General features: G+C 70.7%; 21 protein-coding genes. 14 read left to right on the top strand and 7 right to left on the bottom strand.

All coding sequences use genetic code 11. From position 1 onward, the window contains the following. Nucleotides 1-487: 487 nt before the first annotated feature. The 7 genes from ACFSKW_RS03065 (at nt 488) to ACFSKW_RS03035 (ending at nt 8,472) form a co-directional block, all read left to right on the top strand. Entirely contained in the window at nt 488-1,144 is a 657-nt protein-coding gene (locus ACFSKW_RS03065) for an HAD family hydrolase (RefSeq protein ID WP_379568840.1), read from the top strand. A gap of 561 nt (nt 1,145-1,705) precedes the next feature. After that, entirely contained in the window at nt 1,706-2,197 is a 492-nt protein-coding gene (locus tag ACFSKW_RS03060; protein WP_379568838.1) for a cellulose synthase, read from the top strand. 317 nt (nt 2,198-2,514) lie between these two features. Next, nucleotides 2,515-3,513: an ABC transporter permease gene (locus tag ACFSKW_RS03055; protein WP_379568836.1), complete on the top strand. Its 999-nt coding sequence runs from the start codon at nt 2,515-2,517 to the stop codon at nt 3,511-3,513. Nucleotides 3,514-3,567: 54 nt separating this feature from the next. After that, nucleotides 3,568-5,343 (top strand): ABC transporter substrate-binding protein, encoded by a 1,776-nt coding sequence (locus ACFSKW_RS03050; protein ID WP_379568834.1) that lies wholly within the window; start codon nt 3,568-3,570, stop codon nt 5,341-5,343. Between the two features lie 80 nt (nt 5,344-5,423). Then, on the top strand, nt 5,424-6,437 hold the full coding sequence (locus ACFSKW_RS03045) for an ABC transporter permease (protein ID WP_379568832.1): 1,014 nt from the start codon (nt 5,424-5,426) through the stop codon (nt 6,435-6,437). Further along, nucleotides 6,434-7,462: an ABC transporter ATP-binding protein gene (locus ACFSKW_RS03040; protein ID WP_379568830.1), complete on the top strand. Its 1,029-nt coding sequence runs from the start codon at nt 6,434-6,436 to the stop codon at nt 7,460-7,462. The genes ACFSKW_RS03045 and ACFSKW_RS03040 overlap by 4 nt, the downstream gene beginning before the upstream one ends. After that, the gene (locus ACFSKW_RS03035) at nt 7,459-8,472 is read left to right on the top strand and encodes an ABC transporter ATP-binding protein (protein ID WP_379568828.1); all 1,014 of its coding nucleotides are present in this window, start codon (nt 7,459-7,461) and stop codon (nt 8,470-8,472) included. The genes ACFSKW_RS03040 and ACFSKW_RS03035 overlap by 4 nt, the downstream gene beginning before the upstream one ends. Nucleotides 8,473-8,773: 301 nt before the next feature. On the opposite strand, the gene ACFSKW_RS03030 is transcribed toward ACFSKW_RS03035, so the two are convergent. Genes ACFSKW_RS03030 through ACFSKW_RS03020 form a run of 3 tightly spaced genes read right to left on the bottom strand, consistent with a single transcriptional unit; the run spans nt 8,774 to nt 11,504 of the window. Continuing rightward, a complete protein-coding gene (locus ACFSKW_RS03030; RefSeq protein WP_379568826.1) occupies nt 8,774-9,457 on the bottom strand; it encodes a response regulator in 684 nt (227 codons plus the stop codon). Continuing rightward, nucleotides 9,457-10,590, bottom strand: coding sequence for a sensor histidine kinase (locus ACFSKW_RS03025; RefSeq protein WP_379568824.1), 1,134 nt, complete (start codon nt 10,588-10,590; stop codon nt 9,457-9,459). The genes ACFSKW_RS03030 and ACFSKW_RS03025 overlap by 1 nt, the downstream gene beginning before the upstream one ends. Nucleotides 10,591-10,643: 53 nt before the next feature. Continuing rightward, on the bottom strand, nt 10,644-11,504 hold the full coding sequence (locus tag ACFSKW_RS03020) for a RecB family exonuclease (protein WP_379568822.1): 861 nt from the start codon (nt 11,502-11,504) through the stop codon (nt 10,644-10,646). Between the two features lie 123 nt (nt 11,505-11,627). On the opposite strand from ACFSKW_RS03020, the gene ACFSKW_RS03015 reads away from it, so the two are divergent. The 3 genes from ACFSKW_RS03015 (at nt 11,628) to ACFSKW_RS03005 (ending at nt 14,848) form a co-directional block, all read left to right on the top strand. After that, nucleotides 11,628-12,722 (top strand): site-2 protease family protein, encoded by a 1,095-nt coding sequence (locus tag ACFSKW_RS03015; protein WP_379569189.1) that lies wholly within the window; start codon nt 11,628-11,630, stop codon nt 12,720-12,722. Nucleotides 12,723-12,877: 155 nt separating this feature from the next. Continuing rightward, the gene (locus tag ACFSKW_RS03010) at nt 12,878-14,278 is read left to right on the top strand and encodes an FHA domain-containing protein (protein WP_379568820.1); all 1,401 of its coding nucleotides are present in this window, start codon (nt 12,878-12,880) and stop codon (nt 14,276-14,278) included. A 222-nt stretch (nt 14,279-14,500) separates the two neighbouring features. Then, nucleotides 14,501-14,848 carry a tetratricopeptide repeat protein gene (locus ACFSKW_RS03005; RefSeq protein ID WP_379568818.1) on the top strand — a complete coding sequence of 116 codons (348 nt, stop codon included), beginning with the start codon at nt 14,501-14,503 and terminating at the stop codon, nt 14,846-14,848. A gap of 534 nt (nt 14,849-15,382) precedes the next feature. On the opposite strand, the gene ACFSKW_RS03000 is transcribed toward ACFSKW_RS03005, so the two are convergent. Further along, complete coding sequence (locus ACFSKW_RS03000; RefSeq protein WP_379568816.1) at nt 15,383-17,989, bottom strand: AAA family ATPase; 2,607 nt, start codon at nt 17,987-17,989, stop codon at nt 15,383-15,385. 135 nt (nt 17,990-18,124) lie between these two features. Here ACFSKW_RS03000 and ACFSKW_RS02995 point away from each other — a divergent pair, with 135 nt between their 5' ends. Together ACFSKW_RS02995 and ACFSKW_RS02990 are read left to right on the top strand one after the other, a co-directional pair. Continuing rightward, nucleotides 18,125-19,135: a DUF4145 domain-containing protein gene (locus ACFSKW_RS02995; protein WP_379568814.1), complete on the top strand. Its 1,011-nt coding sequence runs from the start codon at nt 18,125-18,127 to the stop codon at nt 19,133-19,135. Nucleotides 19,136-19,139: 4 nt separating this feature from the next. After that, nucleotides 19,140-19,499 carry an effector-associated constant component EACC1 gene (locus tag ACFSKW_RS02990; protein WP_379568812.1) on the top strand — a complete coding sequence of 120 codons (360 nt, stop codon included), beginning with the start codon at nt 19,140-19,142 and terminating at the stop codon, nt 19,497-19,499. Nucleotides 19,500-19,555: 56 nt separating this feature from the next. Here ACFSKW_RS02990 and ACFSKW_RS02985 read toward each other — a convergent pair whose 3' ends face one another. From ACFSKW_RS02985 to ACFSKW_RS02975, 3 genes are all read right to left on the bottom strand, one after another. Continuing rightward, nucleotides 19,556-20,038: a hypothetical protein gene (locus tag ACFSKW_RS02985; RefSeq protein ID WP_379568810.1), complete on the bottom strand. Its 483-nt coding sequence runs from the start codon at nt 20,036-20,038 to the stop codon at nt 19,556-19,558. 115 nt (nt 20,039-20,153) lie between these two features. Next, on the bottom strand, nt 20,154-21,257 hold the full coding sequence (locus ACFSKW_RS02980) for a GNAT family N-acetyltransferase (RefSeq protein WP_379568808.1): 1,104 nt from the start codon (nt 21,255-21,257) through the stop codon (nt 20,154-20,156). A gap of 12 nt (nt 21,258-21,269) precedes the next feature. Continuing rightward, nucleotides 21,270-23,897, bottom strand: coding sequence for a helix-turn-helix transcriptional regulator (locus ACFSKW_RS02975; protein WP_379568806.1), 2,628 nt, complete (start codon nt 23,895-23,897; stop codon nt 21,270-21,272). An 86-nt stretch (nt 23,898-23,983) separates the two neighbouring features. Here ACFSKW_RS02975 and ACFSKW_RS02970 point away from each other — a divergent pair, with 86 nt between their 5' ends. Continuing rightward, nucleotides 23,984-24,832: a tRNA (adenine-N1)-methyltransferase gene (locus ACFSKW_RS02970; RefSeq protein ID WP_379568804.1), complete on the top strand. Its 849-nt coding sequence runs from the start codon at nt 23,984-23,986 to the stop codon at nt 24,830-24,832. A gap of 204 nt (nt 24,833-25,036) precedes the next feature. Then, nucleotides 25,037-26,800 (top strand): proteasome ATPase, encoded by a 1,764-nt coding sequence (gene arc / locus ACFSKW_RS02965; RefSeq protein WP_379568802.1) that lies wholly within the window; start codon nt 25,037-25,039, stop codon nt 26,798-26,800. The last annotated feature ends 9 nt before the right edge of the window (nt 26,801-26,809 follow it).

The following is a 26,809-nucleotide window of genomic DNA, read 5'->3' as shown; positions in this document are numbered from 1 at the left end:
AGCCGCTCACACGAGGTGGGCTGGGCTGCTGGGCGATGCCCGGCCCCCCTCGCGTGGTTCCCGATGCGCGTCAGCGGGCGGCACCTGGCCCCCTGAGGTGCAGTATCGGGCGGCGCCCGACCCCCGAGGTGCTGTGGTGAGCGGCGGCGCCCGACCTCTGAGGTGCTGTGGGCGGGGTGTGGTGGCGGGTGGCGCACAGTGCCCGGATGCGGTGGTGGGCGATGCGCGTCCCCCGGAGGTGGTGCTGGCGGTTCCCGGGTGGTGCCCGGGTGCGGTGGCGGGCGGCGCCCATACCTCCCCGTACGGCAAGCGGGCCCGGCCGCCGCCCAGGGCACGTGGCCGGCGCCCGTCCAGGGACACGCTCCCCGAGCTCACCCGGCCGGCCGCCGTCACGGCGCCCCCAATGGCACCATGAGCCGACCCGCGCAACGCCCAGTTCCGGACACGCCCTAACGTAGAAGTCCGTATCGATTGCTCCGGGGGGAAAGTGGACGCCGCATTCTTCGACATGGACGGCTTGCTGGTCGACACCGAGAAGGTATGGCTCAAGATCGAAATCGAGGTGATGTCCCGCCTCGGCGGGATCTGGACCCCTGAACACCAGACGCACCTGGTCGGCGGCTCCATGGAACGCACCGTCGACTACATGCTCGCCGTCTCCGGCTCGTCGGTCGCGCCCGAGACGCTGCGCGAATGGATGATCGAGGGGATGGTCTCCCAGCTGGCAGGGGGTGTCCAGGCCATGCCGGGCGCGCTCGAGCTCCTGGAGAGCCTCCGCGCCGAGGGGGTGCCGGTCGGGCTGGTCACCTCGTCGCTCAAGGAGATCGCCGAGGCGGTGCTCGTCTCGGTGGGTCGTGACCGGTTCGACGTGATCGTGACGGCCGACGACGTGACCCGCACCAAGCCCGACCCCGAGCCGTACCTGACCGCGGCCCGCCTGCTGGACGTCGAGCCGGCCCGCTGCGTCGTCCTGGAGGACTCGCCCAACGGGGTGGCGGCGGGCACGGCCGCCGGGTGTGCCGTGGTGGCCGTCCCCAGCCTGCTGCCGATCCCGCCCGCGCCCGGCCGGCTCGTGGTGTCGTCCCTCACCGAGGTCACACCCGACCATCTCCGCGCCCTCGTGCCTCCCATCACCGGCCCCTGACCCCCCTTCACCCCCCGCCCCCCAACTCCCACCCCCTGACCAGATCGCGGTACCTCGCCGCCCGGCTCTCTGGTCCTGGCGGACTGTCGACCGCAGCTCTCCTCTCGGGCCTTCGCACCTGCGCCTGCGGTTCTCGGCTCTCCGCCACCCGCTCGCGCCGTCTGACCGGACCCGCGATACCTCGCCGCCCGGATCTCTGGTCCTGGCGGACTGTCGACCGTGGCTCTCCTCTCGGGCCTTCACGCCTGCGCCTGCGGTTCTCGGCTCTCCACGCGCCATCGCACGGCGTCGACCTCGCCCCATGCGCTCAAGCCCCGCGCCAAGTCCTGCGGTCCCCGCTCTCCGGCTCGCGTGCCTCCGACCTCGGACCATCGATCGCGTCGACCGTCGGCCCCGCCCTCGCAGAGTGCCGGGGGCGCGACCAGCGCCGGGCCGGGGTGCATGCCGTACCGAAGGCGGAAAACCTTCCCCTAAGGGAAAGATCCCTCCTCAGGGAGGAGCGGCGACCGGCACCTCGCGTGCCAGGATGGAGAAAGTCAGCCAACACGAGGGGTGGCCAATATGGGCGGATTCAATAACATCGCGTGGTTGCCGTTGTGCGTCGGCGCCACCGGTGTGGGACTGGTGTTCAGCTTCCTGCTGCTGCGCCGCAGGGGAGCGGTGGCCGCCACGCGGATGGTGGCGTGGTCGCTCCTGCCGATGGCCGCCTACCTCACCGGTGCTCTCAGCTCACTCTGGACCATCGGCACGACCGCCGTCACCTTTGTCACCAGCCTGGTGTTCAACCCGCTCACCTGGGCCGGGGTGGCGCTGGCGGGGTTGTCCGTGGTGCTGTTCATGGTGTCGGGCGTGCTCAGGGCGAGGAAGCTGTCGGCCGCGGACGGCAGGGCGTCCGGCGAGGCGGCGGAGAAGAAGCAGGCGCGGAAGGCGCCGCAGCAGCCCGACGCGCAGGCTCCCGCGGGAAAGCCTGCCATCGCCCAGCAGAAGCCCAGGACGAACGACGATGATTTCTCCGATATCGAGGACATTCTCAAGCGGCGCGGGATCAGCTAGATCCGGCGTCAGTGCAATGTCACAGTTCCGAGACCCAACCGGAACGGGCTGTAGACATTCTGTCCAAGATCGATACGAATGCGTTTCGCCCGAATCACAGTTGAGCTACATAGACCGCGTGGGGGCTAGTCAGCGCAGCTCAGGGCATACATTCTGCCTCCTGGGACCGTGACGGACGGTCCTGGCAAGCACGGGCGTGAGTCCAGACCGGGCCAGTGCCCGTAAGAGACGACGCCGTCTAACCCAGGGGGCAAGAGCAGTATGCGCACAACCCCGGTCGTGCCAGCCTCCTGGAGGGTCAGGACAGAGGAGGGCGCATGACCGCACCGCTCGACGTGCCGGAGTCGGCCAGCTCGGCAGTTCCCGAAGCGGTGGTGGCAGGAGCTGACGCCAAGGCCATCGAGGGCCGTTCGCTCGGCCAGATCGCCTGGCGGCGACTCAAGCGCGACCGTGTCGCGATGGCGGGCGCCATCGTGATCATCTTTCTCATGCTGGTGGCCGTGTTCGCGCCACTGATCGTGGGATGGCTCGGACACGACCCGCTGCAGTACCACGAGGACCTCGTCGACAGCGGCACGCTCGCGCCGAAGGGCGCCTTCGGCGGGGTGAGCGGCGAGTACCTGTTCGGTGTCGAGCCGGTCAACGGCCGGGACATCTTCAGCAGGGTCGTCTACGGTGCGCGGATCTCGCTGCTGATCGCCTTCCTCGCCACGCTGCTGTCGGTGATCATCGGCACGACGCTCGGCGTCATCGCGGGCTTCTTCGGCGGCTGGATCGACACCCTGATCGGCAGGGCGATGGACGTCTTCCTCGCCTTCCCGCTCCTGGTCTTCGCGCTCGCGCTGGCCGGCGTGGTGCCCGACCAGGCGTTCGGGCTGTCCGGTGACACGCTCCGCGTCACCCTGCTGATCTTCATCATCGGCTTCTTCAACTGGCCGTACCTGGGCCGCATCATCCGGGGCCAGACCCTGTCGCTGCGTGAACGCGAGTTCGTCGACGCCGCCAAGAGCCTGGGGGCCCGCGGGCCTTACATCATCTTCCGCGAGCTGCTGCCCAACCTGATCGCGCCGATCCTGATCTACGCGACCCTGCTGATCCCCTCGAACATCCTGTTCGAGGCGGCACTGTCGTTCCTCGGAGTGGGTGTGCGCCCGCCGACCCCGACCTGGGGCGGCATGCTCTCCGATGCGGCCAGGTTCTACACGATCCCGCACTTCATGATCTTCCCCGGTCTGGCGATCTTCATCACAGTGCTTGCGTTCAACCTGTTCGGCGACGGCCTGCGAGACGCGCTCGACCCGCGTGGCAGCCGCTGACCCCTCTCGGACTCCCTTAACCCTGCTTCCAACCCAAAGGGGTGCGACACCTTGATGAGAAGAAAAGCACTGACGACTGCCGCGGCCGGGCTCACGCTCGCCATGGCTCTGGCGGCCTGTGCCGGCACGCCGACCCAGACGCCGGGTCAGGGCCAGACCGCCGCCGCGACCTCGGGCGCGTCGGGAGCCGCGGAAGCGGCCGACGCCGCGATCGGCAAGATCTTCAACCCTTCTGACAAGAAGGGCGGCACTCTCAAGATGGCCAACTCGGCCGACTGGGACAGCCTCGACCCCGGCAACACCTACTACGGCTACTCGCTGAACTTCGCCCGCCTGTACGGCCGCGCGCTGCTGATGTTCAAGTCCGCGCCCGGCCCCGACGGCAACACCCTCGTGCCCGACCTGGCAGAGAGCCTCGGCAAGTCCAGCGACGACGCCAAGACGTGGACCTACAAGATCCGCACGGGTGTCAAGTTCGAGGACGGCACCCCGGTCACGTCCAAGGACATCGCGTACTCGGTGGCCCGCCAGTTCGACAAGGAGATCCACCCGAACGGGCCGACCTACCTCAACGCGCTGCTCGACTGGCCGAAGGGCTACAAGGGCGCCTACAAGTCGAAGGACGGCGACTTCTCCTCGGCCGTCGAGACGCCCGACGACCAGACGATCGTGTTCCACCTGAAGGAGCCGTTCGGTCTGTTCGACTACATCATGCAGATGCCGATGACCATGCCCGTTCCCAAGGACAAGGACACCGGCACCAAGTACCAGGAGCACGTCATCTCGACGGGCCCCTACAAGTTCGAGAAGAACGAGATCGGCAAGGGCTTCACCCTGGTCCGCAACGACCAGTGGGACCCGGCCACCGACCCGAACCGTCCGGCCCTGCCCGACCGCATCGAGGTGCAGACCGGCGTCAACGCCGACGACCTCGACAACCGGCTGATCTCGGGCGACGTCCAGATCGCCGTCGACGGCCTGGGCATCGGCAACGCGGCCCTGCCGAAGGTCCTGCCGGACCCGGCGCTCAAGGCCCGTACCGACAACCCGATCCAGCAGCGCACCTGGTACACCTCGATCATTCCCGACGTCGCGCCGCTGGACAACGTCGAGTGCCGCAGGGCCATCGCCTTCGCCGCGGACCGCAGCAGCCTCTTCCGCGCCTACGGCGGCGAGACCGGCGGCATCACGGCGACGGCGATGATCCCGAAGACCCTCCCCGGTCACAAGGAGATCGACCTCTACAAGTCGCCCGAAGACAAGGGTGACGTGGAGAAGGCCAAGGCGGCGCTCGCCAAGTGCGGCCAGCCGAACGGCTTCGAGACCAACATCTCCTACCGCACCGAGCGGACCAAGGAGAAGGCCGCGGCCGAGTCGCTGCAGCAGTCGCTCGCCCGGGTCGGCATCAAGCTCACGCTCAAGCCGTACCCGCAGGACGACTACTTCGCCCTGTACGCGGGCAAGCCGTCCTACGTCAAGGAGAACAAGATCGGCCTGGCCATCAACGGCTGGGGCTCCGACTACCCCGACACCTACGGCTTCATGCAGGCCATCATGGACAGCCGGGACATCCGCGACGCCGGTAACTACAACCTGTCGGTCAAGATCCCCGAGATCGACAAGTTGATCGACCAGATCAAGGCCGAGCCGGACGCCGCCAAGCGCGCCGACATGTGGTCGCAGATCGACCAGATGGTCATCGACCAGGCCGTCGTCATGCCCAGCGTGTACGGCAAGGCCCTGTACATGCGCGGCAAGAACCTGACGAACGTCTTCATCAGCGACTCTCAGCAGATGTACGACTACGTCGGTCTCGGCGTCCAGCAGTAGAACGAACCACACCTAGATAGGCGGGTGAAGGCAGCAGGTCCCCGGCCGGCACAACCGGCCGGGGACCGGAGCCGGGCACTGTGGTCACATACATCATCAGGCGCGTGATCGGCGCTGTGGCGATGCTGCTCATCGTGAGCATCGTCACCTTCGGGATCTTCTTCTTGGTGCCGCGCCTGGCCGGAGCGACACCGGAGGCGTTCGCCGCCCGGTACGTGGGTCGCGGGGCCAGCATGGACACCATCAAGCTGGTCGCCGAGCGGCTCGGGTTCTACGATCCCGTGGCGGTGCAGTACGGCCGGTTCCTGAAGGGAATCGTGCTGGGAACGGAGTACGACACCGGTGCGGGCGTCGAACACTGCCCCGCGCCCTGCTTCGGCTACTCCTTCATCAACCAGCAGCCCGTCTGGCCCAGCCTGATGGACCGCTCGCGCGTGACGCTGTCACTCGGCATCGGCGCCGCCGTGCTGTGGCTCGTCGGCGGCGTGGCGACCGGTGTGCTGTCGGCGCTGCGGCGCGGCAGCTTCTTCGACAGGTCGGCCATGGGCATCGCCCTGGCCGGAGTGTCGCTGCCGATCTTCTTCACCGGCATGATCTCCCTGTCCGTCTTCAGCTACGGCCTGGGCTGGACCGCCCCCGGCGGCGCGTGGGTGGACGTCACCATCGATCCGCTGCAGTGGGCCTACAACCTGCTGCTGCCATGGATCACCCTGGCCCTGCTGTTCGCCGCCACCTACGCCAGGCTCACCAGGGCGGGCATGCTGGAGACGATGGGCGAGGACTACATCCGCACCGCACGGGCCAAGGGCCTGGTCGAGCGCAGGGTCGTGGTCAAGCACGGGCTGCGCGCCGCGTTGACGCCCATCGTCACCGTGTTCGGCCTGGACTTCGGCCTGCTGCTGGGCGGCGCCGTCCTGACCGAGACGACGTTCTCGCTCAACGGCCTCGGAAAGTTCTCCGTGGACGCCATCAAGAACAACGACCTGCCCGCGGTCATGGGTGTCACGCTGCTGGCCGCCCTGTTCGTCGTGGTGGCCAATCTGGTCGTGGACCTCCTCTACGCTGTGGTCGACCCGAGAGTGAGGCTTTCGTGACCGCGTTCCTCGACGTCAAGGACCTGCGCATCCACTTCCCGACCGACGACGGTCTGGTCAAGTCCGTCGACGGGCTGTCGTTCTCGATCGAGCGCGGCAAGACGCTCGGCATCGTCGGCGAGTCGGGTTCGGGCAAGAGCGTGACCAGCCTCGGCATCCTCGGCCTGCACAAGGGCGGAAGGGCCCGCGTCTCGGGCGAGATCTGGCTCGACGGCGAGGAGCTCGTCGGCACGACGGCCGACCACGTGCGGGGCCTGCGTGGCAAGAAGATGGCGATGATCTTCCAGGATCCGCTGTCGGCCATGCACCCCTACTACACGGTCGGCGACCAGATCGTCGAGGCCTACCGGATCCACAACGACGTCACCAAGAAGGTCGCGCGCAAGCACGCGATCGACATGCTCGGAAGGGTCGGAATCCCCGAGCCGTCCAGCCGCGTCGACGACTACCCCCACCAGTTCTCCGGCGGTATGCGCCAGCGCGCCATGATCGCCATGGCGCTGTCGTGCGACCCCGAGCTGCTCATCGCCGACGAGCCCACGACGGCGCTCGACGTCACCGTGCAGGCGCAGATCCTCGACCTGATGCGCGACCTGCAGCGCGAGTTCAACTCAGCGCTGATCATCATCACTCACGACCTCGGCGTGGTGGCCGAGCTGTCGGACGACATCCTGGTGATGTACGGCGGCAAGTGCGTCGAGTACGGCAGCGCCGAAACCGTGTTCTACCGGCCCGAACACCCCTACACCTGGGGCCTGCTCGGCTCGATGCCGCGCCTGGACAGGGAGCGCACCGAACGGCTCATGCCGATCAAGGGATCACCCCCCTCCCTCATCAACGTCCCTCCTGGCTGCGCCTTCCACCCGCGCTGCCCGCACGCTGCCCGCACCGAGGGACGCGCGGAGACCGAGGTGCCCGAGCTGCTGAAGACGAGCCCAGGCCACCTCGTCAGGTGTCACATGGCGCCTGAGGAGCGCAGGCAGCTGTGGGAGAGCGAGATCAAGCCGATGCTGGAGACCACATGAGCGAGACGCTGCTGTCCGTGCAGGACCTGCGCATGCACTTCCCCATCACCAAGGGGCTGCTGAAGCGGCAGGTCGGCGCGGTCAAGGCGGTCGACGGGATCGACTTCGAGGTCGTCAAGGGCGAGACCCTCGGCCTGGTCGGCGAGTCCGGCTGCGGCAAGTCCACGACCGGGCGCCTGGTGACCAGGCTCCTCGAGCCCACCGGCGGCAAGATCGTCTTCGAGGGCGAGGACATCACCCACATGCCGCAGGGACGGCTGCGCCCGCTCCGCCGCGACATGCAGATGATCTTCCAGGACCCCTACTCCTCGCTCAACCCCCGCCACACGGTCGGTGCCATCGTCGGCGCGCCGTTCCGCATCCAGGGGATCAAGACCGAGCAGGGCATCAAGAAGGCGGTCCAGGACATCCTGGAGCTGGTCGGCCTCAACCCCGAGCACTACAACCGCTACCCGCACGAGTTCTCCGGCGGCCAGCGCCAGCGCATCGGCATCGCCCGCACGCTCGCGCTCAAGCCGAAGCTCATCATCGCCGACGAGCCCGTCTCCGCCCTGGACGTCTCCATCCAGGCGCAGGTCGTCAACCTGCTCGAGGACCTGCAGAACGAGCTCGACCTCACCTACGTGGTGATCGCGCACGACCTGTCGGTGGTGCGGCACATCAGCGACAGGGTCGCGGTCATGTACCTCGGCAAGATCGTCGAGATCGCCGACCGCAAGTCGCTGTACACCTCGCCGATGCACCCCTACACCAACGCGCTGCTGTCGGCCGTACCGGTCCCCGACCCCAAGGCGGGCACCGAACGCGAGCGGATCCGCCTGCAGGGCGACGTGCCCAGCCCGATCAACCCGCCGCCGGCCTGCCGCTTCCACACGCGCTGCTGGAAGGCGCAGGAGATCTGCAAGAAGGTCGAACCTCCCCTGGAGGAGCTGGCCAGCGGCCACCGCGTCGCCTGCCACTTCCCGGAGAACGCCCCCGTGGCCCCCGCCTCGGAGACCGTGACGGCCTGACCTTCCTGCCTCTCCGCTCCGGCCACGTGACCTTCCCCGGTCACGTGGCCGGGCCGTTGCATCCGTCGCGCCACCATCAGGTGCTCGCCGCTGCATCCGTCGCCGCGCCATCCGGGGCCCGCGGTTCCATCCGGCGCCCGCCTTTCCGGTGCCCGCTCCACCCGGTACGGCAAGCCCGGTCAGGCCCACCCCGGTCACGGGCGGGCGTCCCTCCAGGGAGACGCTCCTCCAGCGCACGTGGCCGGCCGCCGTCACGCGGCGCGCGAGCCGCGCCGCGAAGCCGCGGTGCGCGAAGGGAAGCTCAGGACAGGGCGCCGGGCGTGGTCAGACCCGTCTCGTAGGCCAGGACGACCGCCTGGACCCGGTCGCGCAGCCCCAGCTTCGTCAGCACGTTGCCCACATGCGTCTTGACCGTCGTCTCGCTCACCACGAGTTTGGCGGCGATCTCCGCGTTGGACATGCCCTTGGCGATCAGCCTGAGCACCTCCAGCTCCCGCTCCGTCAGCCGGTCGAGCCGCGCGGGAGTCGTCTGCTGGTAGGCCGAAGGCAACTTCGCCGCGAACCTGTCGAGCAGCCGCCTGGTGACGCTCGGCGCCACGATCGCGTCGCCCGCCGCCACCACCCTGATCGCCTGCACGAGCTCGTCGGGCGGCACGTCCTTCAGCAGGAACCCGGACGCCCCCGACCGCAGCGCCTCCACGATGTACTCGTCCAGGTCGAACGTGGTCAGCACCAGCACCTTCGGCACGTGCGCGTTGGCCGCCGCGTCGCGCACGATCCTGCGCGTCGCCTCGATCCCGTCGACGCCGGGCATCCTGATGTCCATCAGCACCACGTCGGGCAGCAGCGCCCTCGCCTGGTCGAGGGCGTCCTTGCCGTCGCCTGCCTGCCCGACCACCGCGATGTCCGGCTCGGCCTCGAGGATCAGGCGGAACCCCGTGCGCAGCAGTGGCTGGTCGTCCACCAGCAGCACTCTGATCGTCATCATCCGTCCTTCAGCGGGAAAATCGCCCGCACCTCGAAACCGCCCCCCGTGCGCGGACCGATCCTGAGGATTCCACCATAGAGGGCGACCCTCTCGCGAATCCCTACCAGTCCGTGCCCTGTTCTATCGCCTGCCGGTGCGCCAGGGCCCCTGCCGTCGTCCTCCACGACCAGGCTCAGCTCGCGCGGCGCCTGCCGTACGGAGACTCTGGCGTGGGCGCCTGGGCCCGCGTGGCGCAGGCTGTTGGTCAGCCCCTCCTGGACCAGCCGGTAGGCGGCCAGGTCGACGCCCGCGGGCACGGAGCCCTCGCCCTCGACCTCCAGCTCGGTCGACAGTCCCGCCTCGCGCATCTGCTCGACCAGCGCGGGCAGGTCCCGCAGCCCCGGCTGCGGGCCGCGCTCGGGCGGTCCTGAGGCGGCGTCGGTGCGCAGCACGCCGACGATGTTGCGCATCTCGTTCATCGCCAGCCTGCCGGTCTCCTCGATCGCCGACAGCGCCTCACCGGCCACCTCAGGGTTGGCGGTCAGCACCTTCCTCGCCGCGGCCGCCTGCACGGTCATCACGCTGACGTGGTGGGCGACCACGTCGTGCAGCTCCCTGGCGATGCGCGATCGTTCCTCCGCCCTGGCGGCGCGGGTGTCGGCCTCCCTCGCCCGCTCCAGTCTGGTCGCGCGGTCCTTCAGCTCCTCCAGGTAGGCGCGCCGCAGCCGCACGCTGCGGCCCGTTCCCCACACCGCGATGCCGACGAGCACGGCCATGGCGTGGTCGGGCCAGGCCAGGGGCGAGGGCGACAGCGACACCGAGGTGACGTAGCCGACCGCGGCCACGGCGAGCCCGGACAGCGCGATCGCCAGCCCCCGGTGCGCGGCCACCGAGTAGAGCAGGATCAGCCCCGTCAGCCCGGCCAGGCCTGGATCGCCGTCGAGCCCGGCGAGCACCAGGATCGGCAGCTGGGCCGCGCACAGGGCCGCCAACGGCCAGCGCCTGCGCGCGGCCACCGGCGCGTAGGTGAGGGCGAGCAGCGCCGCCCCTGCCACACCGCCGTCGCGGCTCACGACGAACAGCGCCACCGCGGCCGTGGCCAGGGCCGCGGCGAGAAGCGAGTCGTGGAGCAAGGCTCGATCGGTGCGCACCGCTTCAATGTAAGACCAGGTGAAAGCGGGAATCCTCCTCCTTTGGGAGGACTTCAGAGCTCGTCCGTCGCCGTCCGCCTGCTGCTCCTGACCGTGTCACCGGGCTGCCTGGCGGGCACCGGCGGGGGAGTGCCGCCGAACTCGGGGCACAACGCCTGATGATCGCACCAGTCGCACAGCCGCGACGGCCTCGACCGCCACTCGCCCGTCTCCAGCGCCCGCTCGATCGCCGCCCACAGCGCCTGCACCTTGCGCTCGGTCGCCAGCAGGTCGGCCTCGTCGGGCGCGTAACGCAGCACCTCGCCGCCGCCGCCCAGGTAGACCAGCTGCAGCAGCCGCGGAATCGCCCCCCGCAGCCGCCACAGCACCAGGGCGTAGAACTTCATCTGGAACAGCGCCTTGGCCTCGAAGTCGGGACCTGGAGCGCTGCCCGTCTTGTAGTCGACCACCCTGACCTCGCCGCTGGGCGCCACGTCGAGCCGGTCGATGTAGCCGCGCAGCATCAGGCCGCTGTCGAGCACCGCCTCCACGTACAGCTCCCGCTCGGCGGGCTCCAGCCGCGTCGGATCCTCCAGCGTGAAGTACCGTTCCAGCATCGAACGCGCCTGGCCCAGCCACTCGCGCTGCTCGGCCTCGTCGGCGAACATCTCCGCGTAGGCGGGATCGTCGCCGAGCAGCCTGGCCCACTGCGGCTCCAGCAGCTCCACGGCGGCCTGCACCGAACGGCGCGGCGCGGGCAGGTCGTACAGCCGCTCCAGCACCGCGTGGACCACCGTGCCGCGCACCGCCGCCGCCGATGGCTTCTCGGGAAGCTGATCGATGACCCTGAAGCGGTACAGCAGGGGGCAGGTCATGAAGTCACCCGCCCGCGAAGGGGAGAGGGCCCCGATGATCACGGGTTCGGTCAACGTCATGTTCCGCACTGTAGGTCAAGACGCCGACAGAATGGGCACGCCGAGTAGCATCAAGGCAGTCATTGGACGAAGGAGTGATAGGTGAGCGCCGAGAGTCCCCGCCAGGAGTTCTCCGGCATCCGGATGGGCAGGCCCTTCGGCATCCCGGTCTACGTGTCATGGACCTGGTTCATCGTCGCGGCGTTCATCACCTGGAGCTTCGGCCGCGTCATGCTCAGGATGATGCCGGGTGTCAGCGAGCCGCTCGCCTACGCGGTGGCCTTCGTCTTCGCCGTGCTGCTGTACGTGTCGGTGCTGTTGCACGAGCTGGCCCACTGCGTCGTGGCCAGGATGTACGGCCTGCCGGTGCGCCGCATCACCCTCTACCTCCTCGGCGGCGTCTCGGAGATCGAGAAGGAACCCCAGACGCCCGGCCGCGAGTTCATGGTCGCCTTCGCGGGGCCGCTGCTGTCGCTCGGCCTGGCCGGCGGCGGCTACCTCTTCTACGAGTTCGTGATCCCGCAGGGCGGCGTGCCGGGCGCGCTGGCCTGGCAGCTGTGGGTGGCCAACCTCATCGTCGGCGTCTTCAACCTGCTGCCCGGGCTGCCGCTCGACGGCGGCAGGATGCTGCGCGCCGGCGTGTGGAAGGTGACCCGCAACGCCATCTCCGGCACCCTCGCCGCCGCGTGGGTCGGCAGGGCGCTGGCCGTCGCCATCGTCGCCGCCGCGTTCGCCATGTCGCTGATGAGCGGCCAGTCGCTGCTCGACACCTACGTCATCTGGTCGGTGCTGCTGGCCAGCTTCATCTGGTTCGGCGCCACCCAGTCGCTGCGCGTGGCCAGGGTCCGCGCCAGGCTCCCGCAGGCCAACGCCCGCGCCCTCGCCCGCCGCGCCATCCCCGTCACCGCCGAGACCCCCCTGTCGGAGGCCCTGCGCAAGGCGGCCGAGGCCTCCGCGGGCGCCATGGTCATCGTCGGCCACGACGGCAAGCCGCTGGCCATCGTCAACGAGGCGGCCGTCCAGGCCACGCCCGAACACCGCAGGCCGTGGGTGAACGTCGGATCCCTCTCCCGCACGATCGAGCCGTCCATGGTGCTGCCCGCCGACCTCACGGGTGAGTCACTGATCGACGCCATGCGCGACGCCCCCGCGGGCGAGTACCTCTTGGTCGAACGCGGAGGCGAGGTCTACGGCGTGCTGGCCACCGCGGACGTCAACAAGGTGTTCAGCGGGGTGTGACCTCTCGTCTGAACGGCCAGGTAGGACTAGTGTTCTGACAAACTGATCACGTACTGCGGATTCGGGGCGAGCAGCTCGGGCCGATACTGTTCCTCCTCGTCTGGGTATGCGTATGGCTGGCGGTTGACCGGCGATTTCCGTGGAGGGAGAGTTCTGTGGCAGAGCAGGGCTTCGGGGTGGTGCGCCCACTGCCGGGCAGCGGGCTGGTCGCCCACATGGGCGGTTTGTTGCTGGTCTGTGACGCGGCTGAGGGAGCGAGCGGCGAGCTGCTCGAGGCACTCCGTGAGAGCGCGGCATCGGGGGCGGACGGTCTCGCGCTGGCCCGCCGTGCCGCACAGGTGTTGTTCAGGACGATGTCGGGCGACCCGGTGACGTGCGCGGTCGCCGGACCCTCGGGCGGCGGCATGGCCGTGCTGGTCAGCGGGGCCGCCTCCGCCGTGGTCGTCACCGACGACGGCGAGAGCAGGCTGTCCGGGCGTGACTCCCTCACCTGGACCGACCGGCTGATCCCCGGACCGGTGCAGCGGGTGGAGCTGTTGCTGCCGGGCACGGGCGAGGCCCACCCCGCGGTCCGCCTCGACGCCGGCGTCGTTCTCGGCGCCGGGCTGCGCGGCGAGGTCGGTCGGCCGGGCGAGGCCCCCGCCAAGCCGAAGGTCAAGCCGCTGGAGACGAGCGAGCTGCCCGCGACGGGCCTGCACTTCGAGCCCGACCTGCTGCCCCCGCCGCCCAGGCAGGAGCCGCCGCAGCCCGAAGAGCCGCCGCAGGTCCAGCCGCCGTCCCAGCCCATGGCCCCCTACCCGATGGGCGCTCCTTCGGGACCGCAGGCCCCCTACGGCCCGCCGCCGCTGCAGGAACCCCACCCGATGCCCGAGCCGCAGCAGCCGGGCCCGCCCATGCAGGGCCCTCCCTCCGGCCCGATGCCGCCGGTCGGCCCGCCCATGCCGCAGGGCCCGCCGCAGGGGCCGGGACCGATGCCCTACGAGGACGTTCCCCACGGCGGGCCCGCCGCGCCCGAACACCACGATCAGCCCCCCTACGGCCCGCCGCAGGAGCCGCAGGGCGAGCAGGAGCCGGCCGACGGCAGGCCCATGGTGTTCGGCGTCGACTGCAAGAACGACCACTTCAACGATCCGCGCTCGCCGTACTGCGTGATCTGCGGGATCGAGCTGGTGCAGCGGACGCTCGTGCCGTACAAGGGGCCGCGGCCGCCGCTCGGCGTGCTGATGCTCGACGACGGCACCTCGCTGCCGCTCGACAGCGACTACCTGCTGGGCCGCGACCCCGAGCGGGCGCCCGAGGTCGCCGGCGGCACCGCCAGGCCCGCCAAGGTCACCAGCCCCGACGGCTCGGTCTCCCGCCGCCACCTGCGGGTCGCGCTCGACGGCTGGGACGTCAACCTGGTCGACCTCGGCTCGGTCAACGGCACCCAGATCCAGCCGCCCGGCGACCCCAACTTCTACGACATCCCGCCGAACGAGCCCGTCACCATCGCCCCGGGGACGACCGTCCGCATCGGCGTCTCCCGCACGATGCGCTACGAATCCCACCGCGGCTGACCACCGGGGCGAGCCACCGGCTCGCCCCGCAGCCCTCTCAGCGCGCGACCCCGGCCCGTCTTCCTCCGGTACGGCAAGCCAGGCGAAGCCCACCGCGGTCACCGGTGACCGCCCGTCCGTCACGCCACTCCAGGCGACTCCGGCCGCCGCCGTCACGTCGTCCCCGAGTTGAGTAGCGCGCTACTCAGGCGCACCGGCCGCCCGGGACGGATCATCGAGGGCGTGGACAGCCCGGAACGATACGCGCGAGCCGCCGAAGCGATGGACGCCGGACGGCTGGACGAGGCGCGCAGACTGCTCGAAGCGTGCCTCATGGAGGCGCCCGACCACCTGCCGAGCCGGTTCGACCTGGGGGTGTGCTACCTGCGGATGGAGCTGACCGCCCGCGCGGAGGGCATGCTGCGCAGCGTCACCGCCCTCGACCCGCTGCACGTCGGGGCCCGCCTGTGCCTCGCGGACCTGCTCGTCGCGCAGGGACGCTCCGATGAGGCGCTGACCGAGTATCGCGCCGTTCTCACCCACGATCCCGCCAACCCCAGAGCCCGCCGCGGCCTCCTGGGCCCCTCCTGACCCCGCCCCTCCCGACCTGTCCTCCCCGATCCCGTTCTTCGCGGATCCCCGCCTTCTCCTGACTCCTCCGGAATCCTGCCGCTCCGGGATTCCGCCGCTCCGGATCTCGCCCTCTCAGGATTCCGCCCCCGCAGCTCGCCGATCTCCGGAGCTTCAACCCCGATCCTGCGGAGCCCACGGACCCCGGTCCCCGTGAGCGTCGGCCGGGGTGGCGTGGGTGGTGGTCGGTTGGGGTCCGTCGAACGCCTGCCTCGTGAGCGTCGGCCCGGGCTGGCGTGGGTGGTGGTCGGTTGGGGTCCACCGAACACCCGCCCGTGAGCGTCGGCCGGGGTCTCACGGGAGACGTCGGCCGGGGTCCACCGAACGCCCGCCCGTGAACGTCGGCCGGGGTGGCGTGGGTGGACGTCGGCCGGAATCCACTGAACGCCCCCGCGGACGCGGCATGTGACGAACCTCAATCCACCCGATGCCCCGCCCCACCGACGCGTTCAGCCGAAATCCCTCCGATCCGAGGGAGGGGACCGGGCGGGCGGGTCAGCGGAAGCGGTTCAGGGCCTTCGCCAGTTCGGCGGGCGAGTTCACGCCCAGCTTCCAGTACGCCTGGTTCCTGTGGTTCATGGCCGTGCGCATCGCGATCCCCAGCTCCAGGGCGATCTGCCGGTGCGACAGGCCCGCCGCCGTCAGCTGCGCGACCTGGAGCTCCCTGTCGGTCAGGTCGGGCGCTGCCAGCCCTCGTAACGCGGGTGTGTCGGGGCCCTGGCACGCTCCAGCCATCGACCATGCCTCCGTGGCGGCCGCGCGTGCCGCCTTCTCACCACGGGAGCGGCGCAGCCGTGCCGCGGCCTGCGCCGCCGCCTCCGCCGCGTGCAGGCGCAGCCCGAGCGCGTCGAAGCCCGCCGCCACGGCCAGCAGCCCGTCCGCGTCTCCCTCCGCCAGCGCCGCCGCGTGCCTGGCGGCCAGCTTCACGCGCGGCCCCTCGTGCACCTCGGCCAGCTCGGCCAGCCGGCGGACGACGGAGGAGGGCGCGCCGAGCCGCACCGCGTCGTGGAGGGCGACCGCCTCGAACGCGGCGAGCCCGCTCTCCCTGCAGTCGGCGGCGGCCGCCAGCGCCAGCTCGACCGCGCGCGCGTTCTCGCCGCCGGCGGCGGCGATCCACACGCGGGTGAGCGCCACCCAGCGCATGAACGCGGTCCACGTGGCGCGGTTGCGGTCCGTGGCCGCCTGGAGGGTGTCGCGGGCGGCGGCGGACTCGCCGCGCAGCGCCTGGGCGGCGGCGTAGGCGGCCATGCAGCCGCCCACGGTCAGCGCCGTCTCGTGGTTGGCGGGCGCGTGCAGGATCAGCAGGGCCGCGCCGAGCTGCCCGCGCAGGGTGGCGGCGTTGCCGCGGGCGAGCGCCAGGCTGCCCTCGCCGCGTGACCAGCCGCGCTGGCCCGCGAGGGCGGCGCGCATGGAGGCGATGGCCTGGTCCATCACGGCCAGGTCGCCGGAGAAGTAGCCGCACATCGACCAGGTGGAGTGCAGCGGAGAGACAAGGGCGGGGATCTCGTCGCGCCAGGCCGCCGACTCGTCGAGCGCCTCGCGGACCAGCGCCGCCGCCTCGGTGGTGCGTCCGGCGTAGCAGAGGGCGAGGGCGCGTGAGTTGAGCACCTGGGCGCGCTGGGCGGGCCCGAGTTCCCCCGCGAGCAGGTCAGCGCTGAGCCGTAGCGCGTCGCCTGTGCGGGCGGCCGACGCGGTCAGCCCGAGGCGCTGGACGGCCACCTGGCGGCGCCGCGCCGTCCCCGTCAGGTCCTTCTCGGTGGCGGCGAGCAGGTCGAGGGCGTCGCCGAGCCGGTCCATGCCCCATGCCAGGTTGCTCGCCCTGGCCAGCACGAGGCGGGCCATGGACGGCTCGTCGTCCGGCCGGCGCGTGGCGTCGAGCACGGCCCTGGCCCTGTCGGGCTGCTGGGCGTAGTCGAGGAGCGTGGCCAGCTGGATCGCCGCGGTGGTGCCGCCGCCCGCGTCGAGGGCCGCCTCGCCGAGCCTGATGGCCAGCGGGTAGTCGTGCGCCGACCATGCCAGGCGGGAGGCGTCGAGCAGCGGTCCCGGCGCGGCGCCCAGCCCGCCCGCCAGCCGCCACACCGTCACCCGCAGCGGATCCTCCCTGCGGTGCAGGCCGGTCGACTCCAGCGCGGCGACCAGGTCGGCGTGCCTGCGGCGGCGGCGCAGTTCGGGGCAGCGTTCGCGGGCGACCTCGCCGTAGAGCGGGTGGCCGAGGCGGGCGATCTCCCGCCGCCGGTCGACGCGCACCCTGATCAGCCCGCGCTCCTCGGCCTCCAGCAACGCCCGCTCGCTGGTGAGCGCGCTCAGCATGCGGGCGCCGATCGGCTCGGCCAGCGCCGTGTACTCCAGCACGTCCTTCAGCTCCGGCGACAGCGCGCCGATCCGCTCGTGGATCAGGTCGACCAGCCGGGGCGCGAGCGGCGGGTCGCCGGTCAGCTTCCACATCCCGTGGATCTCCGACAGCGCGCCCGAGGCGATGGCCGCGCCCACCACTTCGTAGAGGAACAGCGCGTTGCCCTCGGTCACCTCGCCCAGCCTGCGCACGGTGGCGTCGTCGGGCGGGCCGCCGAGCGCGGCGGTCAGCACGGCGGTGACGTCGTCGTCGCTGAGCGGGTCGGTGTCGTAGCGCCGCACGTGACCGTCGCGCCACAGCAGCGTCACCGGATCGGGCGCGGGCTCGCCCGTGCGGAGTGTGGCCACCAGCCGCGCCTGCCCGCCCCTGACCAGCGAGGCGATCACTTCGGCCGAGTGGCTGTCGAGCAGGTGCGCGTCGTCGACCGACAGCACCAGCACCCTGCCCCTGGCGTGGGCGAGCAGTTCGTCGGCCGCCCAGCGCAGCGTGTTGACCAGGTGCGGAGGGTGCTGGCGCGGGATGAGGTCGGCGAGCGCGCCGTTCGGGATCGCGCTGGCCGCCTTGGTCGCCCTGACGCGCAGCAGGGTCACCTTGGCCGCGTGGAAGTGCGTCAGGACCTCGCCGGCCAGGCGTGACTTCCCGACCCCTGCGGGTCCGGCGATGATGACGCCCTGCGCGGTCGGGTCGCGGGCGAGGCGGACCAGGTCGGCGAGTTCGTGTCTGCGGCCCGCGAATGGCCAGCGTTTCATGTTGGCCCCTCGATACCTTATTGTCCTTTTGTGGCGCGATGGGGAGCGAAATTCGACGTCGATTGCCCGGGTTGTGCCCGACCTACTGTCGCACGCGAAGCCGACGGATTACACAGGGTTTTTCTGCCGGAACAGTTGCGGCCCTATTGGCTGGCGGTCTGCCAGAGTTGCGGGCAGGCATTGCTGCTGGAGAACCGCGCCGACGTCGACGACCGTGATCCCGACGAACTGCCCGCCAGGCCCGCGCAGGTGCTGTGGCCGCCGTCGGGACGGCCGATCGGCGCCGAGGTGCCGCCGGTGGTGCGCCAGGAGCTCACGTACGCTCGCGCGGGCCTGCGCTCGGGCTCGCCCGCCTCGGCCGTCCTGCACGTGCGGCGGCTGTTGGAGGCGGTCTGCGCCGACCACGGGGTGAGCGGGCGCACGCTCTTCCACGCCCTGCGGGAGCTGCGCGGAGGCGGCCTGATCGACGGCTGGCTGCTGGGCTGGGCCGAGGAACTGCGCGAGCTGGGAAACGAGGCCGCCCACCTCGGCGACCACCCGCTGGCGAAGGCCGAGGCGGAGGACGCGGTGCAACTGGCCGAGGCGTTCGTCGACTACCTTTACGTCTTCTCCCGAAAATACCGGTCCTTTCGGGTACGGCGCGGCGCCACCAAAACGCCAAATAACCGAAATGTCCTACGAGACACCCCAGTGATGCGGATTCTTCGTAAATCACAGGTGTCGTTCAGGGTCCATCCCTATCCGCACGATCCGGCCAGAACGAAATCGAGGACGGCGGTCGCGGAGGAGCTCGGCATCCCGCCCATGCGGCTGCTCAAAGCCGTCATCCTCTACCTCGGCGAACACGCCGTCGTCGCCATCGCCCCCAGCGAGGGCGTCATCGACGAGCGGGCGCTGGCCCGCGCCTTCGGGGCCGCCGACGCCAGAGTGGCGGGACTGGCCGACGTCATGCGCATTGGCGAGACGATCGCCGCCGAGATCCTCAGCCCGCTGGCGCTGCCGTACCTGCCGTCGGTGCTGGAGGAGACCTCGGCCGCCGCGGCCTCCGTCTACGTCTCCAGTGGCCGCCACGGCCTCGAACTCGAACTCGACCCCGCCGACCTGGTCCGCCTCACCAGGGCCAGGACCGCCCCGATCGTGAGGTGACAGCGTGCCCGACGTCGTCTTCGAGGGATCCTTCGACGAGCTGGGCTCGCTGGAGGACTGGCTGCGCGACGCCGACGCCCTGCGCGGAAGGACGCGCCTGGAGCACGGCACGCCGGGTGCAGGGCGGATGGGCGGCGAACCGCCCGCGCTGGTGGTGGACGTCGCCTCGCAGGGACAGGCGACGGCGCTGGCCAGGACGGTCGAGTTCTGGCTGCGGTCGCGCGGCAGGCACGTGGCGCTCAGGCTGCGGGTCGGCTCGGAGATCACCGTGGACCTCGACCTGCGGGCCAAGCTGGACACCGAGGCCCTGGTCGCCCAGGTGGCCGCCATCCTGCGTGACGCGCTCGGGACCGCCGCCGACTGACCCCGGCTCCGCCTGGGCCGCCGCGAGCCCCGCTCGCCGTACGGGGGAGGAGCCCGTCAGGCCGTGAAGGCGTGCACCGAGCGCAGCATGCGCGCGGCCACCTCCAGGCCGCGCGACGCCTCGATCGCGCGGCCCGCGGCCATCGCGAGCCTGCCGAGCAGGTGCTCCTCACGGTTGGTGAACCGCCGGCCCGCCACCCACAGGTACGCCTGGTCACGCGTGGCCAGCGGTACCGGCACCGCCAGGAATCCCGGCCCGCCCACCGACCAGTCCTGCGGCAGCAGCACCGGATCCGAGGCGATCGCCAGCTCCTTCAGCACCCCGGACTCCAGCAGCCAGCGGCTCACGCCCAGCGGGTCGCCTGGCGCGATCAGGGCATGAGAGGGGTAGGCGATCTCCTGCAGCGGGTCCACGTCCACGAACCCCGCGTACGGCGTGCCGCCCACCGCGGCCGCGCACAGGACCACCCGGTCCAGCAGCGCGCCCGACTCCACATGGGAGAACGAATCGATGAGCTCCTTCACGCAGTCGCTGCTCATGCCTCATCCCCTGACGCCAGGCTCGCCGAGAACGGCGGAGTGTTAACGGGTGGCGACTCGGAGTATTACCGTCAAAACCGCCCGTGGCCACCCCCACATCAGGTAATAGATATTTTCAGCTTCGCCCCGGCCGTAGCAGGAGCCATTCCACGTCGTCTCCGCGGGTCCCGTCGGCGCGCGGGAACAGCTGGCGCTGGACGCCCTCCCTGCTGAACCCCGCCCGCCGCAGCACCTGCTGCGAGGCCTCGTTGTCGACGTCCGTACCCGCCACGAGCCTGTGCAGCGCCGTGTGGGAGAACGCCCAGTCGGCCAGCAGCCGCACCGACCGCGTCATGAACCCTCTGCCCCTGTAGGCGCGCCGCAGCGAGTAGCCGACCATCGCCTGCCCGATGGAGGGCAGCACCTGCACGAGCTGGATATGGCCGGCGAACGCGTCCGTCTCCGCGTCGCGGATCGCCAGCTCGGCGCGCTGCCCCGACAGCCACCAGTAGCCGGTGTAGCGGCAGCGCCGCTCGGCGGCGTCGGCCGTCGGCGGAGGCCCGAGCATCCAGTGCGAGACGCTCGGCTCGCCCACCATGGCGTGGAAGGCGCCGGAGTCGCTCGGCGCCAGCTGCGTCAGCCGCACCACCCCGTCCGACAGCTCGCCGCCCTCCAGGAACGGCAGATACTGCGCGGCCGCCTCGCCGGGATCGCCCGCCAGCCTGGCGAAGGCCACGAAGTCGGCGGCCCTGCCGTCCCGTGTGCGCGCCCGTTCCCTCTCGACGCCCTCCTGCAGGTAGCCGGCCGCGTAGGCGACGCGGAGGCTGGCCAGGTTCTCCACCTCGGCGCGCAGCTCGATGCGCCGCACCCCCTTGTCGAAGGCCCACTCGGTGACCGCCCGCGTCGCCGCGCTCGCCACACCCTTGCCCCTGGCCCACTCGGCCACCCGGTAGCCGATGGACAGGGCCCCGTGAGAGTCCGGCGGACGCAACCCGACCGCGCCCAGGTACTGCCCGCTGCCGGCGTCGGCGATCGTGAACTCGGCGCCGCCCTCCGTCCACCGCTGCGCGGCGACCGCGAGATAGGCCTCGGCGTCCTCGATCGTGTACGGCATGGGCAGCCGGTACAGGAACCTGGCGGTGTCGGCGTCGGACGTGGCCCGCACGATCGCGGGCAGATCGTCACGGGAGGGGGGACGCAGGATCAGCGAACCCGTCGAGATCACTTCACGCGGCAACATGGTCCATTGCTATCAATCTCCGTCCCATGGCGGCGAATCGACGTCCAGCAGCGCCGCCAGCTCCGTCCTGCCGTTCACGCCGAGCTTGCCGTAGACCGACTGCAGGTGGTTGTCGACCGTCCTGATCGACAGCACCAGCGACGCGGCGATGTCCTTGCTGGCCAGCCCGGAGGCCGCCAGTCCGGCGATCTCCCTCTCGCGCGGCGTCAGCACCGGCCCCGCCAGGCGGGCCAGCGCAGGCGAGCGGGCGCCCTGGCACGAGGCCGCGTAGGCCGCCGCCCTCGCCGCCGTGACCCTGCCCTGCTGTGGCCGCCCCCTGGCCCGGTGCGCGGCCGAGGCCTGCGCGCAGGCCTCGGCGGCGTGCAGCAGCATGCCGAGCCCGGTGAACGAGGCCGCCACCCGCTCCAACCCCTCCGCGTCGCCGGCGGCCGCGGCCACCCCGTGCGCGGCGTAGATCGCCGACAGCCTCCCGTCGTGCCGCCGGGCCACCTCGGACAGGCGCGCCTCGACCTTCGCCGCCGCGCCGAACCGCACCGCGTCGTGCAGGGCGACGAGCTCGATGCCGTACAGCTCCTGCGTGCGGGCACGGGCGGCGTGGGCCAGCGCCAGCTCCACCGCGCGCGGCACCTGCCCGCCCGTCGCCGCCACCCAGCGCTGCGCCGAGTCGATCGAGGTCTGCAGCAGGTACAGCACGTCGGTGCGGTTCCGCTCCGCCTCCGCCAGCAGCGCCCTGGCCCTGCTCTGGTCGCCCAGCAGGGCGGTGCAGTGCGCCAGCTCGGCCACGGCCAGCGCGGTGAAGTGGCCCGCGCCCGCCAGCGTCGTCGCCTCCCTGGTGATCCGCGCCGCCTCGCCGACCCTGCCGCGCATCCTGGCGATCTCGCCGTGCCACTGCAGGAACATCCGCCGGAACAGGCGCACCTCGCTGTCCTCGCCCAGCAGCTCCTGGCCGTGCTCGACCACCTGCTCGGCCGCGGCCAGATCGCCGGTGAACAGGTCGGCCAGGTAGCGGCCGGCCACCAGCTTGAGCACCTCCGTGGGCGCGGCGTCGTGCCAGGACTCCTCCACCGCCCTGGCCCGGTCGAACATCCGCCGAGCGTCGGCGCACCTGCCCGCGTACGGCAGGCCGTAGGTGGTGATCCCCAGCGCCATCGCCGTGCCCACGACCGAGCCCGTGCCCTCGGCCAGCATCCGCTCGGCCGCCTCGGCGCACTGGTGGACCTCGCCGCGCAGGATGCGCAGGTTCAGCCGCATGGCCTGCACCATCATCCGCAGCGCAGGGTCCTCCAGCCTCGCCTCGGCGTCGTCGAGCACCGCGTCGGCCTCGGCGGGCCTGCGCAGCCCGAAGTTCAGGTTCCACGCCCGCTGCATCGCCAGCTGTGCCCGCAGCCGGGGGTCACACGGCTCCTCCCACACCGAGGTGAGCGCCGCCTCGGAGTCGGCGAACGACTCCGAGAACGACAGCACGTCCGACAGCGTGATCGCCGCCTCCGCCCCGCCGCCGGCGTTCAGCGCCGCCCAGCCCAGCCTCGCGGCCAGCGTGGCGTCGTGCGCCGCCCACGCGATCCTGCAGCCCGACAGCAGCGGCCCCGGGTCCTTCGCGGTGCCGCTCGCCAGCCGCCACATGGCCGTCCTGACCACGTCGTCGCGCCGCCTGGCGCCCGTGGCCTCCAGCGCCTCGGCCAGCTGCCGGTAGCGGCGGCGGGTGCGCAGCAGCGGGCAGCGCGCCCTGATCGCCTCGCCGTACAGGGGGTGGGCCAGGCGCACCAGCGTCCGCCTGCCGTCGACGAGCACTCTCACGAGGTCCTTGGCCTCCAGGGACTCGACCGCCGCCGCGGGCACCAGACCGGCCAGCAGCTGCGCTCCCAGCGGCTCGCCGAGCGCGATGTACTCCAGAGCCTCCTCCTCGGCCGCCTCCAGCGTGCCGATGCGGGCGGCCACCAGCTCGGCCAGCGGGGGAGCGACGGGCGGGGCCGACTCCAGCCGCCACAGCCCCTGCACCCGCACCAGCGCCCCGAGGTCCAGCGCGCCCGCCACCAGCTCGCGCAGGAACAGGGCGTTGCCCTCGGTGAGCCGGTGCAGCCTGGCCACGCTCTGGGACTCCACGGGATCGCCCAGCACCCCCGCCAGGATGCGGCCCACGTCGGGCAGGCTCAGCGGCGCCAGCTCCATCCTGGCCAAACCCAGGTCCTTCCACAGCGTCACCACCGCCTCGGGCACCGGCTCGCCGCTGCGCAGCGTCAGCAGCAGCTGCGCGGCGGCGTCCTGGGCCATGTGGTGCAGGACCGCCGCCGAGCCGGAATCCAGCAGGTGGGCGTCGTCGACGAGCATCAGCGGCCGCCGCTCGGTCCCCACCAGCGTGTCGGAGATCCACTTCAGCGGGTTGGCGCCCTGGGGGAGCGCCGCCGGCAGCAGGTGGGCGAGCGCGCCGAACGGCAGCTCGCGGGCCGCCATCGAGGCGATGGCGTGCACCGCCGTGCGGCCGCGCGAGCGCAGCGAGGTCACCACCTCAAGGGCGAGTCTGCTCTTGCCCGCACCCGCCGGGCCGAAGATGGCGACACCGCAGGTCGCGGGGTCGTTCATCAGCGCCAGCAACCGGTCGGTCTCCTCGATCCGGCCGGCGAAGGGCCACCGTGTCGACACGTGAGGATGTTACGGTCAAGAAGGAGGCAAATACAGGGGGTTGCCATCGGCCGACCGACCCTGTGATTCGCCCTATCCTCATCCCCATGGGTTTTCGCAGGCACGGGCCGTTCCAGGTGGGGGATCAGGTGCAGCTCACCGACCCCAAGAACAAGCGTCACACGATCACGCTCAAGCAGGACGGGGTCTTCCACACGCACAAGGGGGCGATCCCGCACAGCGACCTGATCGGCCAGCCTGAAGGCTCGGTGGTCCGCTCGTCCGGCGGCACGCAGTACCTGGCCTTCCGCCACCTGCTTCAGGACTACACGCTGTCGATGCCGCGCGGCGCGGCCGTGATCTACCCCAAGGACGCCGCCCAGATCGTCGGCATGGCCGACATCTTCCCCGGAGCCCGCGTCATCGAGGCGGGCGTCGGATCCGGCGCGCTGACCTGCTTCCTGCTGCGCGCCGTCGGCGCCGAGGGCAAGGTCATCTCCTACGAGCGGCGCCAGGAGTTCGCCGACGTCGCCCGCAAGAACGTCGAGAAGTTCTTCGGCGGTGAGATGGACAGCTGGCGCCTGGTCGTCGGCGACCTCAACGAGTCCATCGACGAAGGCGACGTCGACCGCGTCATCCTCGACATGCTCGCCCCGTGGGAGTGCGTCGACGCCGTGTCCAAGGCCCTGACGCCGGGCGGCGTGATCTGCGTTTACGTGGCCACGACCACCCAGATGTCGAAGACCGTCGAAACCCTTCGAGAGCACGGGAGTTTCACCGAGCCCCACGCGTGGGAGACCCTGGTTCGCGACTGGCATGTCGAGGGACTGGCCGTACGCCCAGATCACCGGATGATCGGGCACACCGGCTTCCTCGTCACCGCCCGCCGCATGGCGGACGGCGTCACGCCCCCGCCACGGCGCCGACGACCGAAGGGGACCACCGAAGAACTATGACGATTTGGCCACGGCGGTGCCTTGGTGCGTGACACGGGAACAGATGACCGTGTTCATATGCTGGAAGTACTAAACACGCCAATAGGGATTATTCACCGAATACCGAATGTCACTCTACGAACACTTTCCGGGCAGGTAGCGGAAAGCCGGGAGATGGGTAAGGTCCTTAGTAGTCGCTCTCGACTGGGAAGGAGGTGACGGGGCGTGGCAGCTCGCGATGATGCAGAGGCTCGAGCCGCGCAGCGCGAACGGGAGGTCGCTGATCTTTCAACACAGGTCTCCTTCCTGCAGGAGGAGATCACAGCGCTGCGGAGGAAGCTGGCCGAGTCACCCCGTCAGGCCAGGGTCCTCGAGGAGCGTCTCCACGAGGCGCAGGCCAACCTTGCCGCGGTCACCAGCCAGAACGAACGGCTGGTCGCCACACTCAAGGAGGCCAGGGATCAGATCGTCGCCCTCAAGGAGGAAGTCGACCGGCTGGCCCAGCCGCCGTCCGGCTTCGGCGTCTTCCTCGAGGCAAGAGAAGACGGCACGGTGGAAGTCTTCACCGGCGGCCGCAAACTGCGGGTCAACGTCAGTCCCGCAGTCGATGTCGATGTGCTCAAGCGTGGCCAGGAGGTCATGCTGAACGAGGCGCTCAACGTGGTCGAGGCACTCGGCTACGAAGAGGTCGGCGAGATCGTGATGCTCAAGGAACTGCTCGAAGACGGCGAGCGCGCCCTGGTCATCTCCCACGCCGACGAGGAGCGCGTCGTGCGCCTGGCCGAGTCGCTGCTCGGACAGCCCGTCCGCGCGGGCGACTCGCTGCTGCTGGAGCCCCGCTCCGGCTACGTCTACGAGCGCATCCCCAAGTCCGAAGTGGAAGAGCTCGTCCTCGAAGAAGTCCCCGACATCTCCTACGAGGAGATCGGCGGCCTCATGCGGCAGATCGAGCAGATCAGGGACGCCATCGAGCTGCCCTACCTGCACGCCGACCTGTTCCGCGAGCACAAGCTCCGCCCGCCCAAGGGCGTGCTGCTGTACGGCCCGCCCGGATGCGGCAAGACGCTCATCGCCAAGGCCGTCGCCAACTCCCTGGCCAAGCAGGTCGCGGAGAAGACGGGACAGTCGGGCAAGAGCTTCTTCCTCAACATCAAGGGCCCCGAACTCCTCAACAAGTACGTCGGCGAGACCGAGCGGCACATCCGCCTGGTCTTCCAGCGCGCGAGGGAGAAGGCCTCCGAGGGCACCCCGGTGATCGTGTTCTTCGACGAGATGGACTCGATCTTCAGGACCCGAGGCTCGGGCGTCTCCTCCGACGTCGAGAACACCATCGTCCCTCAGCTGCTGTCGGAGATCGACGGCGTCGAGGGCCTGGAGAACGTCATCGTCATCGGCGCCTCCAACCGCGAAGACATGATCGACCCGGCGATCCTGCGGCCCGGCCGCCTGGACGTCAAGATCAAGATCGAGCGGCCGGACGCCGAGGCGGCCAAGGACATCTTCTCCAAGTACCTCATCGCCGACCTCCCGCTGCACCCGGACGACCTGGCCGAACACTCCGACTCTCGCGAGTCCACGATCGCGGGAATGATCCAGAGCGTCGTCGAGCGCATGTACACCGAGAGCGAAGAGAACCGCTTCCTCGAGGTCACCTACGCCAACGGCGACAAGGAAGTCCTGTACTTCAAGGACTTCAACTCCGGTGCGATGATCCAGAACATCGTCGACCGTGGCAAGAAGATGGCCATCAAGCAGTTCCTCGAGACCGGGCAGAAGGGTCTGCGGGTGCAGCACCTGCTGGCCGCCTGCGTGGACGAGTTCTCCGAGAACGAGGACCTGCCCAACACCACCAACCCCGACGACTGGGCCCGCATCTCCGGCAAGAAGGGCGAGCGGATCGTGTACATCCGCACGCTGGTCTCCGGCAAGCAGGGCACCGAGGCCGGCCGGTCGATCGACACGGTCGCCAACACCGGCCAGTACCTGTAGTTCTCTGGT

The sequence above is a fragment of the Nonomuraea mangrovi genome (assembly GCF_042681425.1).
Classification (GTDB): domain Bacteria; phylum Actinomycetota; class Actinomycetes; order Streptosporangiales; family Streptosporangiaceae; genus Nonomuraea; species Nonomuraea mangrovi.
The sequence above is the reverse complement of the archived record's forward strand: the minus strand, read 5'-3'. Positions and strand labels throughout refer to the sequence as shown.

What these genes read in the sequence shown, in the direction of transcription:
- ACFSKW_RS02980 (WP_379568808.1), bottom strand. Translation starts at nt 21,257, where the DNA reads ATGTTGCCGCGTGAAGTGATCTCGACGGGTTCGCTGATCCTGCGTCCC.
- ACFSKW_RS03035 (WP_379568828.1), top strand. Translation starts at nt 7,459, where the DNA reads ATGAGCGAGACGCTGCTGTCCGTGCAGGACCTGCGCATGCACTTCCCC.
- ACFSKW_RS02985 (WP_379568810.1), bottom strand. Translation starts at nt 20,038, where the DNA reads ATGAGCAGCGACTGCGTGAAGGAGCTCATCGATTCGTTCTCCCATGTG.
- ACFSKW_RS02970 (WP_379568804.1), top strand. Translation starts at nt 23,984, where the DNA reads ATGGGTTTTCGCAGGCACGGGCCGTTCCAGGTGGGGGATCAGGTGCAG.
- ACFSKW_RS03060 (WP_379568838.1), top strand. Translation starts at nt 1,706, where the DNA reads ATGGGCGGATTCAATAACATCGCGTGGTTGCCGTTGTGCGTCGGCGCC.
- ACFSKW_RS03030 (WP_379568826.1), bottom strand. Translation starts at nt 9,457, where the DNA reads ATGACGATCAGAGTGCTGCTGGTGGACGACCAGCCACTGCTGCGCACG.
- ACFSKW_RS03050 (WP_379568834.1), top strand. Translation starts at nt 3,568, where the DNA reads ATGAGAAGAAAAGCACTGACGACTGCCGCGGCCGGGCTCACGCTCGCC.
- ACFSKW_RS03020 (WP_379568822.1), bottom strand. Translation starts at nt 11,504, where the DNA reads ATGACGTTGACCGAACCCGTGATCATCGGGGCCCTCTCCCCTTCGCGG.
- ACFSKW_RS03000 (WP_379568816.1), bottom strand. Translation starts at nt 17,989, where the DNA reads ATGAAACGCTGGCCATTCGCGGGCCGCAGACACGAACTCGCCGACCTG.
- ACFSKW_RS03015 (WP_379569189.1), top strand. Translation starts at nt 11,628, where the DNA reads ATGGGCAGGCCCTTCGGCATCCCGGTCTACGTGTCATGGACCTGGTTC.
- ACFSKW_RS03055 (WP_379568836.1), top strand. Translation starts at nt 2,515, where the DNA reads ATGACCGCACCGCTCGACGTGCCGGAGTCGGCCAGCTCGGCAGTTCCC.